This window comes from Catenulispora sp. GAS73 (genome assembly GCF_041262085.1).
Lineage (GTDB): Bacteria > Actinomycetota > Actinomycetes > Streptomycetales > Catenulisporaceae > Catenulispora.
In genome coordinates this window covers 1-16,337 of sequence record NZ_JBGCCM010000059.1, presented here as the reverse complement: position 1 = coordinate 16,337, position 16,337 = coordinate 1, and the positions used below count along the sequence as shown (strand labels likewise).

General features: G+C 71.8%; 12 protein-coding genes. 4 read left to right on the top strand and 8 right to left on the bottom strand.

Annotation, left to right across the window (positions count from 1 at the left end):
- Window positions 1–120: 120 nt before the first annotated feature.
- Window positions 121–3,630, top strand: coding sequence for a methionine synthase (gene metH / locus ABH935_RS47780; RefSeq protein WP_370384665.1), 3,510 nt, complete (start codon window positions 121–123; stop codon window positions 3,628–3,630).
- A gap of 44 nt (window positions 3,631–3,674) precedes the next feature.
- Here metH and ABH935_RS47775 read toward each other — a convergent pair whose 3' ends face one another.
- Entirely contained in the window at window positions 3,675–4,160 is a 486-nt protein-coding gene (locus ABH935_RS47775; RefSeq protein WP_370384664.1) for a DUF4279 domain-containing protein, read from the bottom strand.
- A gap of 88 nt (window positions 4,161–4,248) precedes the next feature.
- Entirely contained in the window at window positions 4,249–5,460 is a 1,212-nt protein-coding gene (locus ABH935_RS47770) for an MFS transporter (protein ID WP_370384663.1), read from the bottom strand.
- 149 nt (window positions 5,461–5,609) lie between these two features.
- On the opposite strand from ABH935_RS47770, the gene ABH935_RS47765 reads away from it, so the two are divergent.
- Complete coding sequence (locus ABH935_RS47765; RefSeq protein ID WP_370384662.1) at window positions 5,610–6,458, top strand: SAM-dependent methyltransferase; 849 nt, start codon at window positions 5,610–5,612, stop codon at window positions 6,456–6,458.
- A 45-nt stretch (window positions 6,459–6,503) separates the two neighbouring features.
- Here the strand turns inward: ABH935_RS47765 and ABH935_RS47760 are convergent, their stop codons facing one another.
- Genes ABH935_RS47760 through ABH935_RS47740 form a run of 5 tightly spaced genes read right to left on the bottom strand, consistent with a single transcriptional unit; the run spans window position 6,504 to window position 11,011 of the window.
- A complete protein-coding gene (locus ABH935_RS47760) occupies window positions 6,504–7,625 on the bottom strand; it encodes an acyl-CoA dehydrogenase family protein (protein ID WP_370384661.1) in 1,122 nt (373 codons plus the stop codon).
- A 30-nt stretch (window positions 7,626–7,655) separates the two neighbouring features.
- Window positions 7,656–8,132, bottom strand: a complete 477-nt coding sequence (locus tag ABH935_RS47755; protein ID WP_370384660.1) for a hypothetical protein — start codon at window positions 8,130–8,132, stop codon at window positions 7,656–7,658.
- Window positions 8,129–8,662 (bottom strand): MaoC family dehydratase N-terminal domain-containing protein, encoded by a 534-nt coding sequence (locus tag ABH935_RS47750; RefSeq protein ID WP_370384659.1) that lies wholly within the window; start codon window positions 8,660–8,662, stop codon window positions 8,129–8,131. The genes ABH935_RS47755 and ABH935_RS47750 overlap by 4 nt, the downstream gene beginning before the upstream one ends.
- Window positions 8,659–9,807 carry a CaiB/BaiF CoA transferase family protein gene (locus tag ABH935_RS47745; protein WP_370384658.1) on the bottom strand — a complete coding sequence of 383 codons (1,149 nt, stop codon included), beginning with the start codon at window positions 9,805–9,807 and terminating at the stop codon, window positions 8,659–8,661. Before ABH935_RS47745 ends, ABH935_RS47750 begins: the two co-directional genes overlap by 4 nt.
- A 1-nt stretch (window position 9,808) precedes the next feature.
- Complete coding sequence (locus ABH935_RS47740) at window positions 9,809–11,011, bottom strand: acyl-CoA dehydrogenase family protein (RefSeq protein WP_370384657.1); 1,203 nt, start codon at window positions 11,009–11,011, stop codon at window positions 9,809–9,811.
- A 69-nt stretch (window positions 11,012–11,080) separates the two neighbouring features.
- Between ABH935_RS47740 and ABH935_RS47735 the strand changes: the two genes are divergently transcribed.
- The gene (locus ABH935_RS47735) at window positions 11,081–14,434 is read left to right on the top strand and encodes a BTAD domain-containing putative transcriptional regulator (protein WP_370384656.1); all 3,354 of its coding nucleotides are present in this window, start codon (window positions 11,081–11,083) and stop codon (window positions 14,432–14,434) included.
- On the opposite strand, the gene ABH935_RS47730 is transcribed toward ABH935_RS47735, so the two are convergent.
- Window positions 14,431–15,429, bottom strand: coding sequence for an aldo/keto reductase (locus ABH935_RS47730; RefSeq protein ID WP_370384655.1), 999 nt, complete (start codon window positions 15,427–15,429; stop codon window positions 14,431–14,433). The two genes, ABH935_RS47735 and ABH935_RS47730, sit on opposite strands and share 4 nt — an antisense overlap.
- A 59-nt stretch (window positions 15,430–15,488) precedes the next feature.
- Between ABH935_RS47730 and ABH935_RS47725 the strand changes: the two genes are divergently transcribed.
- Window positions 15,489–15,884: a MerR family transcriptional regulator gene (locus tag ABH935_RS47725; RefSeq protein WP_370384654.1), complete on the top strand. Its 396-nt coding sequence runs from the start codon at window positions 15,489–15,491 to the stop codon at window positions 15,882–15,884.
- The last annotated feature ends 453 nt before the right edge of the window (window positions 15,885–16,337 follow it).

Sequence of the window (16,337 nt, the reverse complement as noted above, 5' to 3'; positions counted from 1 at the left end):
CCGGGGTGACGCGCCACCGCCGCTCCACCTGATGGACAGGCCCTGTCCAGGTAAGCCTCGCGGACTACAATCGTCACCGATTGGTCAAGTAAGAGCAGCCGCTCACCCGGAGGAACCCTCATGGCCTCGACCGCCGTTATTTCCGCGCACGCCGGAAACGCCCGGATCGCCGCACTACGCGAAGCACTCCGGACCAGGGTGGTGGTGGCCGACGGGGCCATGGGCACCATGCTGCAGGCGCAGAACCCGACGCTGGACGACTTCCAGGGCCACGAGGGCTGCAACGAGATCCTGAACATCTCGCGCCCCGACATCGTGCAGGCCGTCCACGAGGAGTACTTCCGCGCCGGCGTGGACTGCGTGGAGACCAACACCTTCGGCGCCAACCACACCAACCTCGGCGACTACGACATCTCCGACCGCGTCTTCGAGCTCTCCGAGGCCGGCGCCCGGCTGGCCCGCGAGGTCGCCGACGGCTTCGCCACCGCGGACAAGCCGCGCTGGGTCATCGGCTCGATCGGCCCCGGCACCAAGCTGCCGTCCCTGGGCCAGATCGGCTACGCCACGCTGCGCGACGCCTACCAGGCCGAGGCCGCCGGACTGATCGCCGGCGGCGCCGACGCGCTGCTGATCGAGACCAGCCAGGACCTGCTGCAGATCAAGGCCGCGGTGCTGGGCGCCAAGGCGGCGGCGCGCGCCGCCGGGATCGACGTGCCGGTGTGGGCCTCGGCGGCGTTCGAGACCACCGGCACGATGCTGCTGGGCACCGAGGTCGGCGCGGCGCTGACCGCGCTGGAGTCCCTCGGGATCGAGCGCATCGGCCTGAACTGCTCCACCGGCCCGGCCGAGATGAGCGAGCACCTGCGCTACCTGGCCAAGCACTCCACGATCGGCCTGTCCTGCATGCCGAACGCCGGGCTGCCGGTGCTCACCTCCGACGGCGCGCACTATCCGCTGAGCCCCGAAGAACTGGTGGACTGGCACGAGCGGTTCGTCGACCAGTTCGGGATCGCGCTGATCGGCGGGTGCTGCGGCACCACGCCGGAGCACCTGCGGCAGCTGGTGGACAGCCTCGGCGGGCGCGAGGTGCCGCAGCGCGCGCCGAAGCGGGAGCCGGGGGCGTCGTCGCTGTACCAGCACGTGCCGTTCCGGCAGGACATCAGCTACCTGGCCATCGGCGAGCGCGCCAACACCAACGGGTCCAAGGCGTTCCGCGAGGCGCTGCTGGCGGAGAATTGGGACGCCTGCGTGGAGATCGCGCGCAACCAGATCCGCGACGGGGCGCACATGCTCGACCTGTGCGTCGACTATGTGGGCCGGGACGGCGTCGCGGACATGAAGGCCGTGGCCAGCCGGTTCGCGACCGCCTCGACGCTGCCGATCGTGCTGGACTCCACCGAGCCGCAGGTGCTGGAGGCCGGGCTGGAGACGCTCGGCGGGCGGGCCGTCATCAACTCCGTGAACTACGAGGACGGCGACGCCCCGACCTCGCGGTTCGCGCGGATCATGGAGCTGGTGTCCGCGCACGGGGCCGGCGTCATCGCGCTGACCATCGACGAGCAGGGGCAGGCGCGCACCGCCGAGCACAAGGTGGCGATCGCCGAGCGGCTGATCGAGGACATCACGACGAACTGGGGCGTGCCGGAGGACTCGATCCTGGTGGACTGCCTGACGTTCACCATCTGTACCGGGCAGGAGGAGTCGCGGCGCGACGGCCTGGAGACCATCGAGGGCATCCGGGAGCTGAAGCGGCGGCACCCGGACGTGCAGACCACGCTGGGGCTGTCGAACATCTCCTTCGGCCTGAACCCGGCCGCGCGCCAGGTGCTGAACTCGGTGTTCCTGCACGAGTGCGTGGAGGCCGGCCTGGACTCGGCGATCGTGCACGCCTCGAAGATCCTGCCGATCGCGCGCATCCCGGAGGAGCAGCGCAAGGTCGCGCTCGACCTGGTCTACGACCGGCGCGCCGAGGGCTACGACCCGCTGACCCGGCTGCTGGAGCTGTTCGACGGCGTGGACGCGGCGTCGTTGCGGGCTTCGCGGGCCGACGAGCTGGCGGCGCTGCCGCTGCAGGAGCGGCTGAAGCGCCGCATCATCGACGGCGAGCGCAAGGGCCTGGAGGCCGACCTGGACGAGGCGCTGACCGAGCGGCCGGCGCTGGAGATCGTCAACGAGGTGCTGCTGGACGGCATGAAGACGGTCGGCGAGCTGTTCGGGTCCGGGGAGATGCAGCTGCCGTTCGTGCTGCAGAGCGCTGAGACGATGAAGGCGGCGGTGGCGCACCTGGAGCCGCACATGGAGAAGTCGGACTCCACCGGCAAGGGCACGATCGTGCTGGCCACGGTGAAGGGCGACGTGCACGACATCGGCAAGAACCTGGTCGACATCATCTTGTCGAACAACGGCTACAACGTGGTCAACCTCGGGATCAAGCAGCCGCTGCAGACGATCCTGGACGCCGCCGACGAGCACGCCGCCGACGCCATCGGGATGTCCGGGCTGCTGGTGAAGTCCACGGTGGTGATGAAGGAGAACCTGGAGGAGATGAACACCCGCGGCGTGGCGGGGCGCTGGCCGGTGCTGCTCGGCGGCGCGGCGCTGACCCGGGCCTACGTCGAGCAGGACCTCGCCGAGCTGTACGACGGCGAGGTGCGCTACGCGCGCGACGCGTTCGAGGGGCTGAACCTGATGGACGCGGTCGCGGCGGTGAAGGCCGGCGTGCCGGGCGCGTCGCTGCCGGCACTGCGTCCGCGCCGGGTGAAGGCCTCGGGACCGCTGCGCGAACTCCCGGACGAACCGATCCCCGCGCGCTCGGACGTGGCGCTGGACAACCCGATCCCGACGCCGCCGTTCTGGGGCGACCGCATGGTCAAGGGCATCCGCCTGGCGGAGTACGCGCCCTACCTCGACGAGCGCGCGCTGTTCCTGGGGCAGTGGGGCCTCAAGCCGGGGCGCGGCTCGGGCGGGCGTTCGTACGAGGAGCTGGTCGAGACCGAGGGCCGGCCGCGGCTGCGGATGTGGCTGGAGCGGCTGCAGACGGAGAACCTGCTGGACGCGGCGGTGGTGTACGGCTACTTCCCGGCGGTGAGCAAGGGCGACAGCCTGCTGATCCTCGACGAGAGCGGCGAGCAGCGCACGAGCTTCACGTTCCCTCGGCAGCGGCGTGACAGGCACCTGTGCCTGTCCGACTTCTGGCACCCGCAGGACAGCGGCGAGGTGGACGTGGCCCCGTTCCAGCTGGTGACGGTCGGCGCCCGTATCGCCGAGGCCACCGCGGAGCTGTTCGCCGCCAACTCCTACCGCGACTACATGGAGCTGCACGGCCTGTCGGTCCAGCTGGCCGAGGCCCTCGCCGAGTACTGGCACGCGCGGGTACGCGACGAACTGGGCTACGCCGCGGAGGACCCGGACTCGACGGAGGGGCTGTTCAAGGTGGAGTACCGCGGATGCCGGTACTCGTTCGGGTACCCGGCGTGCCCGGACCTGGAGGACCGGACGAAGATCGTGGAGCTGCTGAAGCCGGAGCGGATCAACGTGCTGCTGTCGGAGGAGTACCAGTTGCATCCGGAGCAGTCGACGGATGCGATCGTTGCGCACCATCCGGAGGCTTCTTACTTCAACGCTGGGTGAGGTGCTGCGGTCTGGCGCGGAGCTCGGCGCGCCGGCGCGGGCGGTCAGTCGTCGTCCGCGCTGTCGCTGTAGTCGTACTCGTCGACGTCGAGCACCGCGCCGGTGGCCTGTAGGAACTCCAGAACGGCGCGGTCCAAGTGCCATCCCAGCAGGTCATGGCCGTCGATCAACTCGGGCGGCGTGCTGGCGAGGCGGTCCTGCCCTTCGTCGTGGTTGAACTTGCGCACGATCTCCAGGACGGCGCCGGACTGGTCACCGTCTTCGGCGTCGAGCCGCCGCGCCAACGCGGCGATCGCGTCACCGTGAGGTGCGAGCCGTTCCATGATGCGCTCGACTTGCTGGTCCACGCTCATGGCCGGCTCGCGGCACACGATCTTCCAGCGGTGCAGGGGGGGATGGGGTCGCGGCTCGCCCCGGCGACTTCCCCGCACCGATATCTCGTCCGGTGCGATGCCCAGGATGGCCGTCATCTCGGCGGCCGGGATGACAAGGCTGGACAGCCCGAAGTAGGCGTACTGGCTGATGAGCATGCCGGAAGGATAGAAGTCGCAGCGGTCTGCGGCTCGGCAATATCGCAGTGGCCGATGCGCCGGCCGCGCCCGCCGGCCTCCGCCCCGGTCACCCCTCCGTAGCCAGCGCCTCAGCCTCCGCGGCCCGAGGCCCCGTCACCCCGTGCACGGCGTCCGGCGCGTTGCGGCCCAGCAGGCCGCCGCCGAGGGCGACCATGGCCGCCAGGATCGCGACCGCGACGAAGGCCACGCGCAGCGAGGTCAGGTCGGCGATGCCGCCGATCATGCCGGGGGCGGCCATGCCGGCGCCGTAGGCGATGGTGGCGACGCCCGCGACGCCGAGGGTGGGGTTCGGGCCGGCGTGGCCGGCGGCGGCGAAGGCCAGGGGGACCACCACTGAGACGCCGATGCCGATTAGCATGAAGCCGATGACGGCCGGGACCGGGCTTTGGGCCGCGACCACCAGGACGCCGCCGAGCGCGCCGAGGGTTCCGCAGGCCCGGACCGTCGTGGCCGCGCCGAGGCGGCCGACCACCGCGTCGCCGGACAGGCGGCCGGCGGCCATGGTGAAGGCGAACATGCCGGTGGTGAAGGCCGCCTCCGCCTCGTCGCCGTGCAGGACGCGGTGCATGTAGACCGAGGACCAGTCCTGCGCCGCGACCTCGGCGTAGATGCCGCAGAAGCCGACCAGGCCGATCAGCAGGATCACGCCGCGCGGGATCACGAACAGCGGGACGTCCCCCTTCTTCTCCTCGACCAGGCCGACGTCCGCGTTGGTGGTGCGGAAGCCGGACGCTCCCCAGGACACCGTCACCGCGAGGACCGCCGCCGCGACGGCGAAGTGGACGCGGGCGTCGACGTGGGCGTGCGCGGCCAGGGAGCCGGCCAGCGCGGCGATCAGGACGCCGGCGCTCCAGCTGCCGTGCAGTCCCGACATTATGGAGCGGCCCAGGCGTTTCTCGACCAGGATGCCCTGGGCGTTCATCGCCATGTCGGAGGTGCCGGCCACGGCTCCCATCACGGTCGTGCACGCCGCCAGGGCCAGCAGGTTCGGCATCCAGGAGGCCGTCACCTCGACCGCAGCCATCGCGCAGATCAGCGTCCAGGCCGTCGCCCGGGTGCCGAAGCGGGCCACCGCGCGGCCGGCGAACGGCATCGTGGTGATGGCCCCGATCGAGGTCATGAGCAGGGCGATGCCGAGTTTTCCGGCGGAGAGCTGGAGGTGGTCGGACAGCCACGGCAGCCGCGAGGCGAGCGTCCCGGAGGCCGCGCCGTGGGTGGCGAACACCGCCGCGACGGAGCGTCGTTCCTTGTCCCACATGCGCCGTCTCCGCCCCTGGCCTGGTCCACCCCTTACCGTGGGGGATCTTATCGTCAGATTAAGCGGCGTGGACCTGAGTAAAGTTTTGGCTAAGCTGAACACTTCGAGCGCTGACAACCAACCTTGGGCACGGCCCGCCAGGAGGGTGCATGGCCGAACACGAAGGACTGGGCCCGCTGCCGCCGCTGTTCGACGTCCCGCACCCGCGGCCCCCGGCCCCGCTCGACACCGACTCCCCGCACGTCGCGAGGGTCTACGACTTCCTGCTCGGCGGCAAGGACCACTTCCGCGCCGACCGCGCCGCCGCCGAACTCCTGCTGCGCGCCAACCCGTACTTACGCGACACCTGCCGCGAACAGCGCGACTTCCTCCGGCGCGCGGTCCGATACCTGGCCGGCGCCGGCGTGCGCCAGTTCGTCGACATCGGCACCGGCCTGCCCGCGACGCTGCCGACGCACCAGATCGCGCGCTCCGTGGAACCCGCCGCCCGGGTCGCGTACGTCGACAACGACCCGATCATCCTGTCCCACGCGCGGGTCCTGCTCACCGACGGCGGTCCGGGGACCGCATTCGTCGAGGGGGACCTGCGCGAGCCCGAGGCGCTGCTGCACGACCGGGCGCTGACCGAGCTGATCGATCTGCACGAGCCGGTGGCCATGGTGGTCACCGGCTTGCTGCATTTCCTGCCGGACCATGAACAGCCTGCCAAGCACCTGCGCACGCTGATGGACGCCTGCGCTCCGGGCAGCTGCCTGGTGCTCACCCACGGCGCGACGGACCTCGCGGTGGAGCTGTCGCGCGCCACGGCCGCGGCGTTCCGGCAGTCCGGAATCCCGTGCCAGGCCCGGGACCGCGAGGAGGTGCTGGAGCTGATGGTGGATCTGGAGCCGGTCGAGCCGGGGCTGGTGCCGATGGCGGCCTGGCGGCCCGAGGGTCCGGTGACGAGGGCGATGCGGGAGCGGCAGATCGCTTACGGGGCGGTGGCGCGGAAGGGGTAGGGGAGGGGCTCGTATTCGGGGACGGGGCTGTCGTTGGACGCGGCCTCAAGCCGCGTCCAGCACCTGCACCGCGACCAGCTCCTCCAGATACCGCGCGTCCCACCAAGCCATCTGCCACTGCTTGGCCCGCCGGAAGTACAGCTGCGTGTCGAACTCGACCGTGAACCCGTTGCCGCCGAAGATCTGCTGCGCGGTCGCCGTCACGTCCCGGAACGTGTCCCCGGCGAACAGCTTCGCCATCGGCGCCAGCTTCGCCGTGGAACGCCCCGCGTCCCGCGCCCACGCCGCCTCCCACACCAGCGTCTCGGCGCCGTCGACCACCGTCACCGCGTCGGACAGGTAGTGCGCGATCGCCTGGAACGCCCCGAGCGGCTTGTCGAACTGGTGCCGGGTCAGCGCGTAGTCGACGGTGAACTCCAGCGTCCGGCGGGCCGCGCCGGAGGCCTGGGCCGCCGCCAGCACGATCGCGTCGTGCATGACCGCGTCCCACACCGCCCAGCCGCCGCGGACGACGGAGTCCTGGGGGACGAACACGTCCTCGAAGTCGATCCGGTACTGCGTGTCGGAGGCGATGGTGAGCTGCTGCGTCAGGCTGACGCCCTCGGCCGCCGGGTCCACCAGCAGGAACACCACCTCGCCGTCGGCTTCGTCCCGCGCCAGCACGAGCACTCGCTCCGCGCTGCGTGCGTAGGGGACGTGGCGCTTGACGCCGGTCAGCCGATAGCCGCCGCCCTCAGCAGCGACGGCCCTCGCCCGCACACCCTTGGGCCCGCACCCGCGATCCGGCTCCAGCCACGCCACCGTGAACACCCCGGTCCCGGAGGCGATCCGCGGCAGCCAGCGTTCCTGCTGCTCGTCGCTGCCGGCCGTCGTCAGCACCCGGCCGGCCAGTACCGTGCTGGCGAAGTGCGGCGAGGGCACCAGCGCACGGCCGAACTCCGCGTACACCAACGCCGCGTCCAGCAGCGTCATGTCCGTGCCGCCGTGCTCCTCGGGCAGCCGCATCCCGTGCAGGCCGAGTTGCCCGGCCTGCTTCCAGAAGTCCTCCGGGTAGCGTTCGGGGTCGTTCTCCAGGTCACGCACGGTCGCCGTCGGCACGTGCCTGGCGCACAGGTCCCGCACCGTGTCCCGCAACAGGATCTGCTCGTCGCTGAAGTCGAGGTCCATCGTCAGGGCCTTCTCTCGTTCTCTCGCTCGCTAGGGGCGCCAGCGCTCGCCACGCCGCGCCCACGGGTTGTCGTCGGAGTCCACCGGCACGGCGATCCGTGCGGAGCACCCGGTTTTCGAGGCGCCGCCGACCGCCAGATCGAGATCGAGATCGACCCAGCCGCAGCCGGTGTCGTCCACGGCCACGCCGGTGACCGTGCCGCCGATCGCCATGGTGTCGCCGGGGAAGACAGAGTCCTTCATCCGGAAGCGCATGCGTCCGGGGCGGCCGTGCGGGCCGGTCCAGTCAGTGAGGTAGCGCTCGAACCACGCGGCTTGGTTGGGGGTGTTGAGGAAGATGTCGCGGACGCCGTTGCGCTCCACGGCGAATGCGTGGTCGTGGTGCATCGGGCGCCAGTCTCGGGTGGCCAGGGCGCCGAGGACGACGGTCGTGGCGGACACGTCGTAGGTCAGCGTCGGCAGCACGTCCCCGACGGCGATCGCGTCCAGCGTGAGCAGCGGTTTCATGCAGTCTGGTCCTCCCGGTCGTAGCCGAACCCGGTGTACGACTCGACCCCGCACAGCTCGCCGCGCACATTGCGGTACTCGACGTCGATGGTCCAGAACCGCCCACGGCCGAGCTTGGTGGTCTTCACCGGGCTCACCGAGCGCAGCCGCTGGCAGGTGGTGAGGATGTCCCCGGGGCGTACCGGCTCGTGGAACACCGTGGTGAACTCCGCGATGATCGCCTCGGGCAGATTCAGGCGCTTCTTGAGGTCGAAGTGGATCTGGAGCGGCAGCTTGGGTTCGTCCCGGCCGGGGGACCAGTGGTGCGGACGGAACCACGTCGAGAGCATCGACGGCGGCGCGATCGGGCCGCCGGTGACTTCGGCCGCGACGGTGTCGTCCCAGTACAACGGGTTGCCGTTCTCGACCGAGGCGCAGGAGGTCCAGACGTAGCCGCGTTCGACGGGGAAGTCGGCGGTCTCCTCGTGGCTCGTGCGGTCGATCAGCGCCGTGACGTCGGCGGGGAGGTCGTCGGGATGGTTGTCGGTCATGCCACGGTGCCTTCCGCCAGCAGTTCCTTGGTCTCGGCTTCGGTGAATCCGGCCTCCAGCAGCAGCTGCGTGCTGTGCGTTCCGGAGGGGAGCTGATAGGGGAGTCCGGAGCGAACCATCCCGGCCAGCAGCGGGGCGGTCTGGCGCAGTTCGCCGTGCTCGGGGTGGACGGCCGCAGCGAACGCGTCCCGGGAGCGGTATTGGGGATCCTCGGTCAGCTCGGCCACGGTGAGGACCGGTGCGACGCAGGTGTCTGATCCGGACAGGATCGCCACCCACGAGTCCCGGTCTCCGGCTGCCAGCGCCGCGGCGATGTCCTCGCGGATCTGGTCCTGGACGGTGTCATCGGTCTGATGCGTGGCCCACTTCTCCAACCCGAGCAGGCGGCAGAAGTTCGCCCAGAACTTCGGTTCGATCGCGGCGACCGCGAGCCAGCGACCGTCGCCGGCCCGATAGGTGCCGTAGCAGGCGTAGCGGCCGGAGGTCATCGAGTGCTGATAGCCCGGTTCGCTGCCGGTGGCCAGGTACTCGTCGACCGCCAGCGACATCAGGGACAGGACGCCGTCGGCAACGGAGACGTCGAGGTACGCGCCCTCGCCCCTCACGAGCGCGGCGAGGATGGCGATCACCGCGTGCATGCCACCGCCGGCACTGTCGGCGAGCGTGGCGCCGGGCAGGGCCGGGTTGCCGCGCGCTCCGGGCTCGCCGACGGCCAGGTAGCCCCCGACGGCGAGGTAATCGAGGTCGTGCCCGGCCCACTGGGAGCTCGGGCCGGACTGGCCGAAGCCCGTGGTCGAGCAGTAGACGATCTTCGGGTTGCGCTCGCACACGGTTTCGAACCCGATGCCCAGCCGATCGGTCACGCCGGGCCGGAACGACTCGATGACGACATCAGTGCGCTCGGCCATGCGCAGGAAAGTCTCACGGCCGCGCTCGACCTTCAGGTCCAGCAGGATGCGGCGCATGCCGCGGTGGCCGCTGTAGGCGTGGAAGACCGGAGTGATCTGCACCGCACCGCGCGCGGGCACGGCACCGACGTTGACCACCTCGGCGCCGTAGTCCGCCAGCCACCGCCCGGCGCGCGCCGCCGGCCCCACGCTCGCCAGATTCAGGACTCGGACACCCTCCAACAGCGGAGTCGTCATCTCAGAAGTTCTTCGGCAGGCCCAGGCGCCGCCGCGCGATGATGTTCTTCTGCACCTCCGACGTCCCGCCGCCGATCGTGTCGAGCACCGTGTAGCGGTACGTCGACTCCGCGCGGCCGGCCATCGGCGCCTCCTCGGTGCCGACGCGCAGCTGCGATCCGGGTGCGGCCAGGTCCATCGCGGCGTCGGCGACGCGTTGCGAGAGCTCCGTCGCGTAGAGCTTGTACTCGCTGGCCTCGGTGGTCGGCGGCGGCCCGGGTTTCGTCGAGGCGGCGACCACCCGCAGGCCCATCAGGCGCGCCACCTCCGCCTCGGTCGCCAGGCGGGCGATGCGGCGGCGGGTGACCGGGTCCTCACGGACCGGCTCGTCGTCGACCTCGGCGGTGCGGGCCCAGTCGACCAGCAGTTGGAAGCGGGCGGCGATGGGGGAGTAGGTGAACATCGTGAAGCGTTCGAGGTCCAGGGCCTCGGAGATGTACTGGAAGCCCTTGTTCAGTTCGCCGACGCGGTGGTCGTCGGGGACGAAGACGTCGTCGAAGAACACCGAGTTGGTGCGCTCGTCGCCCATCGTCCAGATGCCCTGGACGGTGATCCCGGGGTGGTCCAGCGGGACCAGGAACAGGGTGATGCCGAAGTGCTTCGGCGCTTCGGGGTCGGTGCGGGCGCCGACCCAGTACCACTCGGCGAAGTGCGCGGAGGTGGTCCAGGTCTTCTGGCCGTTCAGGATCCAGCCCTCGACGCCGTCGCGGGTGGTGCGCTCGGCCTTCAGCTTCATCGACGCCGCGTCGGAGCCGGAGTCCGGTTCGCTGTAGCCGACCGCGAACTCGACCTCGTTGCGCAGGATCTTCGGCAGGAACTCCTGGCGCAGCGCCGGCGAGCCGTGCGCCAGGATGGTCTTGCCGATGATGCCCACGCCCTTGCCGATCTGCGGGGCCCCGCGACGGGCCAGCGCCTCGTTCAGCAGGTACTCGTACACCCCGTCGCCCTCGGCCCCGCCCCACTCCTTGGGCCAGGTGATGCCCAGCCAGCCGCGCTCGCTCATCTTCTTCATGAACGCGCGGCGCGCCGGGGTGTCGACGATCTGCGCCATGTTCTCCCGGGTGACGTCGAAGACGCTGGTGTCCCCGGGGACCTGTTCGGTGTCGAGGAAGGTTTCGACGTCGGCGGCGAAGGCCCGCTGCTCGGGCGTGAAGTCGAAGTCCATAGTGCGGTGAACATATATCTGACGGCGTGTCAGATCAATACTCGCCGACCGCGCGCGTATCCTGCCCGGGTGGCAGACAGCGCGTGGCGGTTCAGCGTCCTCGGCCCGGTGCGCGGCTGGGGCCCGCACGGCGAGCTGGACCTCGGCTCGCCCCAGCAGCGCGAGCTGCTGGCCCTGCTGGTGCTGCGCCCCGGCCGCGCCGCGATGGCCGAGGAGCTGATCGACGCGCTGTGGGGCGGCGACGCCCCGAAAGGCGCGCTGAGCACCATCCGGACCTACGCCTCGCGGCTGCGGCGCGCGCTGGGCGGGGGCGCCGAGGGCGTCGGCGGCCCTGGCGGCCCTGGCGGCAACGGCGGCACCGAGGCCTCCATCGGTACCGCAGGCCCGATCAGCTCGGTGGCCGGCGGCTACGCCCTGACCGTCGACCCCTCGGCGGTGGACGCCCTGGCCTTCGAGGCCGGCCAGGCGGTCGCGGCCGGACTCCGGGCCGACGGCGACCTGATCGGCGCCGCCCGCCGCCTGCACGAGGCGCTGGAGCTCTGGCAGGGCGAGCCGCTGGCCGGCCTGACCGGACCGTTCGCGGTGGCGCAGCGTGCGCAGTGGACCGAGCGCCGGCTCGGCGCCCTGGAGGTCAGAATCGCGCTGGACCTGGAGGTCGGGCGCTACGGCGCGGTGACGGCGGAGCTGGCGGCGCTGGCGGCCGAGTTCCCGCTCCGAGAACGTTTCCGCGAACTGCAGATGCTGGCGCTGTCCCGCAGCGGCCGCAAAGCCGAGGCGCTGGCCGTCTACGACCAGACGCGGCGCACGCTGGCCGAGGAACTCGGCGTCGATCCGGGACCGGATCTGCGGGCGCTGTACCGGCAGGTGGCGGCAGGCGCCGCGGACACCGACACGGTGAACGGCTCCGGGCGCACGGCCCGCGACTGGGCCGCCGTGGCCGGCGGGGCGTTCGGACTGCCGCGCGTGCGGTCGGTCCCCAGGCCCGACGACGCCGGTGCCGTCGCCGCCGATCAGCGCCCCGCAAACACGGCTGAAACATGTGCCGAGACAGCACGTCCCGGAGCTTCGATGCATGCGGTCGAACCATCGGCCTCCTCGGCATGCGCCGGGCACACCGGCCCCGCGCAGCTCCCGGCCGACGTCGCCGACTTCACCGGCCGCGCCGACTGGTCCCGGCAGCTGCTGGAGCTGATCCAGCCGGGCGACGCGATGCCGCTGGCGGTGCTCTCCGGCATCGGCGGCGCGGGCAAGTCCACGCTCGCCGTCCACACCGCGCACCTGGCCGTGGGCAGGTTCCCCGACGGCCAGCTGTTCGCGGCGTTGCGCGGGACGGACCGCGAGCCGGCCGATCCCGGCGGCGTGCTCGGCGGGTTTCTCAGGGCTTTGGGAACTGATCCGGGAGCCGTGCCGGACACCCTGAAGGAGCGCACGGAACTGTTCCGGACCACGCTCGCCGGACGCAGGGTGCTGATCGTGCTCGACGACGTGCGCGACGCCGAGCAGATCCGTCCGCTGCTGCCCGGCACTCCCGGATGCGCGGTCCTGGCGACGAGCCGGTCCCGGCTGACCGGCGTCCCCGGCGCGCGCCTCCTCGAACTCGGCGCGTTCCACCCCGACGAGGCGCTGGCGCTGTTCAGCGCGGTGGCCGGCGAGGATCGCGTCGTCGGGCACGAGGCGGCGGTGCGCAAGGCCGTGGCGGTGTGCGGCCATCTGCCGCTGGCGGTGCGGATCCTGGCCTCGCGCCTGGCCGCCCGGCCGCACTGGACCGCCGAGACGCTGGCCGGGCGGCTGTGCGACGAGGCCCGGCGGCTGGACGAGCTGCGGGCCGGGGATCTGGCCGTGGAGGCGACTTTCCGGCTCGGGTACGAGCAGCTGCGGCCGGACCAGGCGCACGCCTTCCGGCTGCTGGCCGTGCCGGACGGTCCGGACATCGGCGTCGAGGCCGTGGCGGCGCTGCTGTGCTGCCCGGAGCAGGTGGCCGAGGACCTCGCCGAGGGGCTGGTCGATCTGTGCCTGGTCGAGTCGCCGAGCCCGGGACGGTACCGGCTGCACGCGCTGTTGCGGATGTTCGCGCGGCGGCTGGGCGCCGACGTCGACGGTCCGGATGCGCACCGCGCCGCACTGGATCGCTTAATCCGTTATTACCTCGGGGTTTCCGCGGCCGCCGCGACGGCGGTGAATCCGTGTGCTGCGAACCTGGAGGGGCTGATATCGGCACCCGCGGTCGCCGACGCGCCGATCGGTTCGGCGGACTGCACGGCGTGGGGGGAACGGGAGCGGGAGGCGGCGTGCGCGGCGGCCACTCAGGCGCTGCTGAGCCGGCACGGCCGCGCCGCACGCTGCGCCGGAGTCGGCGACGTGGATCAGAGGACTGATCCGATCGGCGGGGGCCCGGTCGAGCCCGTCGATCTGGTCGACGCCTGCGCCGATCTCTTGTACTGGCAGGGGATCCTGTGCCAGTCCGGCCCCGGCGATCAGGACTTGGCGCGCCTGGCGGCCGTCCTCATCGACGAGGCCGACCGGGAGGGGAACCGCCGCGCGGAGGCCGTCGCGCGCTTCGAGCTCGCGCACTCGCTGTCGCAGTCCTGGTACTTGGCCGAGGCGGACGTGCAGGCCGCAGCCGCCGTCGCTGTGGCGCGAGAACTTCCCGAGCCCGGGTACCTGCTGGAAGCGCTGTCGGTGCTGTCCGCGAACCACTGGCGTGCCGGGCGCGACGAGGAGTCCATGCGAGCCGCCGCCGAGGCCCTGCACCTGCTGGAGCAGACCGGCGCCGGCTGGGAGCAGCTGTCGGAGGCGCAGCTGAACCTCTCGCAGAGCCTGTGCCGCGTGCAGCGCCCCGAGGAGGCGCGGGAGCTGGCGGAGCGGGGGTTGGCGCTGCGGCGGGCCCACGGCGACGCCAGAGGGCTGGCCGACGGCCTGCACTCCACCGGGATGGTGCTGCGCGAGGCGGGCTTTCCCGATCGCGCCGCGGCCTGCCACCGCGAGGCCTTGGACATCCACCGCGGCATCGGGCAGCACCGCCTGCTCGGCTGGTCGCACCTGCGGCTCGCGGAGGCGCTGGCGGACCAGGGCGTGGACCACGAGGCCCTGGAGGCGGCCGCGCAGGCGGTCGAGACGCTGACCGAGGTCGGCGACCGGCCGGGGCGGGGGCTGGCGCTGGCGCTGGTCGGCCGGATCCGCGAGCGGCTCGGGGACCCGGCCGGGGCGCGGGCAGCTCGGCAGGATGCTTATTCGGTCTTCGAGGGGACGTCTTCGCCGGTGACATTCGAGCTGCGCAAGTCGCTGGGGCTCGACGCCGCGCCGGGTGGCGCGCTTGACGCGGCCGACGGCGCGGCCGGCGCCTCGGGCCCGGCCGCGCGTCCTGCCGAGCAGTGGCCGCAGTGGATGCCGCGGCATCCGGTGCCGCCGCGCGGTCGGGGCTAGGCGGCCGCTTCGACTGCCTCAGCGACTACTTCGGTGACCGCGTCGGCCAGCGCCGTGACCACGTCCTGCGGCACGTCCAACGCCCCGAGCGCGTCGTCGAGCTGAGCTACCGAACTCACCCCGACGACCGGCACGATCGCCGGGTCGCCGCGCAGCAGCCACGCCAGCGCCAGCTGCGTGCGCGTCACTCCGGCCTCGTCGGCGACGCGCCACAGGGTCCTGAGACGCGCCTCGTTCTCCGGACTCTGATACTGCTGCGGCAGCGGCCGGTCTGGCCGGACCAGCGCGCCCTCCAGCAACGTCGCGTACGCCATCATCGACACCTCTCCGTCGCGCACCATGGCCAGCAGCTCGTCGTCGGCGGTCTCCTGCGGCGAGGAGAAGGCGGCGCCGGGCAGTGCCCGCAGGTAGGCGTGCCGCTGCTGGACCGCCGTGTAGCCGGGGACACCCAGCGCCTCGGCGGCGGCCCGGGCCCGCTTCACACGCGACGTCGGATGGTTCGAGACTCCGGCGACCGCCACCTTGCCCTCCGCGATCAGCTCCGCAAAGGCGCCGACCGTCTCGGGGAACGTCACGGAGGTGTCCTCGATGTGCGAGAACAGCACCTCGACACGGTCGGTCCCGAGCCGCGCCAAGCTGCCCTCCGCCGCCGCGCGCACCGCCGGCGCCGACAAGCCCTCGGCGTTGCGCGGCCACGGCGCCACGAACGCCGGATCCGGCTGCGCGCCGAGCTTGGTCGAGATCGCCATCTCCTCGCGGCAGCCACGCGAGGCCAACCAGCGTCCCAGCAGCTCCTCGCTCTCATGGCCGGTGGCGCCCTCGACCCAGAAGGCGTAACAGTCAGCGGTGTCCAGGAAGGTCCCCCCGGCCTCGCGGAAGCGGTCGAGGATGGCGACGGACGTCGCCTCATCGGTGGTCGTGCCGAACATCATCACACCCAGCGCAAGGGTGCTCACCCGCGGCCCACTCGGACCGCCGAAGGTCGTGTACTCCATGCCCGCCATCCTGGAATCTGGAGCGCGCTCCAGGTCAAGCCCTCCTACGATGGGACGCTATGACGACCGAGAACTACTCCCCGGCACAGACGGTCGAGATATCCGGCTTCTCCCTCGACACGCTCCGCTACTACGAGCGCATCGGCCTGATAGAACCAGTCCGCCGCGCCGCCGGCGGCCACCGCCGCTACACCGACGACGACATCGGCTGGCTCGACATGCTCCGCTGCCTCCGCGGCACCGGCATGCCCATCGCCCAGATGCAGACCTTCGCCGAACTAGTCCGCGACGGCGACACCACAGTCGCCGAGCGCCTAGCCCTCCTGGAGGAGCACGACGCGAACGTCGAGGCAGAAATGGCGCGCCTGATCGACCTGCGCCGAAAGGTGCAGGAGAAGATCGCGTACTACCGGGGCGCTTTGGCGCAGATGCCGGTGGAGTGCGTGCGGGACTAGGGCGATGGCGGGCCGGCGCTTGGCATGAGCGGCGGCGGGGCCGGGCTCCCGGTTCCGGTGAGGACCGGTGCCTGCTGGCTGCGGGTGGTGACGGGCCAGCGTGGCCGACCACGTGGTGAGGGGGTCCGAAGGACCATGCGGGGTGTTGGTTCTGGGTCCCTCGCCGCGTCGGCGGGCTCTGCCAACCTGGCCGGTTTGGCGGTGTCAAGCCGGACGAGGCTGAACCACAGCAGGTGGGGTGCGGCTTGATTCCGCCAAACCGGGCTGGTTCCGTTTACGGCGACGACGCGGCGAGGGACCCAGGACCTCGGCGACCACAAGCAGCGACCGCCGCCGACCAACGCAACGCAGGCAACAACGTGAAGGAAGCCGACCAGTCGCGGACCGGCGCCCCCAAGCCCGACGCGCGGGTCGCCCCCTCGCTGTAGAGCGCCCGCCGGAGGCCTCAAGGCG

What these genes read in the sequence shown, in the direction of transcription:
- metH (WP_370384665.1), top strand. Translation starts at nt 121, where the DNA reads ATGGCCTCGACCGCCGTTATTTCCGCGCACGCCGGAAACGCCCGGATC.
- ABH935_RS47775 (WP_370384664.1), bottom strand. Translation starts at nt 4,160, where the DNA reads ATGCTCATCAGCCAGTACGCCTACTTCGGGCTGTCCAGCCTTGTCATC.
- ABH935_RS47770 (WP_370384663.1), bottom strand. Translation starts at nt 5,460, where the DNA reads ATGTGGGACAAGGAACGACGCTCCGTCGCGGCGGTGTTCGCCACCCAC.
- ABH935_RS47765 (WP_370384662.1), top strand. Translation starts at nt 5,610, where the DNA reads ATGGCCGAACACGAAGGACTGGGCCCGCTGCCGCCGCTGTTCGACGTC.
- ABH935_RS47760 (WP_370384661.1), bottom strand. Translation starts at nt 7,625, where the DNA reads ATGGACCTCGACTTCAGCGACGAGCAGATCCTGTTGCGGGACACGGTG.
- ABH935_RS47755 (WP_370384660.1), bottom strand. Translation starts at nt 8,132, where the DNA reads ATGAAACCGCTGCTCACGCTGGACGCGATCGCCGTCGGGGACGTGCTG.
- ABH935_RS47750 (WP_370384659.1), bottom strand. Translation starts at nt 8,662, where the DNA reads ATGACCGACAACCATCCCGACGACCTCCCCGCCGACGTCACGGCGCTG.
- ABH935_RS47745 (WP_370384658.1), bottom strand. Translation starts at nt 9,807, where the DNA reads ATGACGACTCCGCTGTTGGAGGGTGTCCGAGTCCTGAATCTGGCGAGC.
- ABH935_RS47740 (WP_370384657.1), bottom strand. Translation starts at nt 11,011, where the DNA reads ATGGACTTCGACTTCACGCCCGAGCAGCGGGCCTTCGCCGCCGACGTC.
- ABH935_RS47730 (WP_370384655.1), bottom strand. Translation starts at nt 15,429, where the DNA reads ATGGAGTACACGACCTTCGGCGGTCCGAGTGGGCCGCGGGTGAGCACC.
- ABH935_RS47725 (WP_370384654.1), top strand. Translation starts at nt 15,489, where the DNA reads ATGACGACCGAGAACTACTCCCCGGCACAGACGGTCGAGATATCCGGC.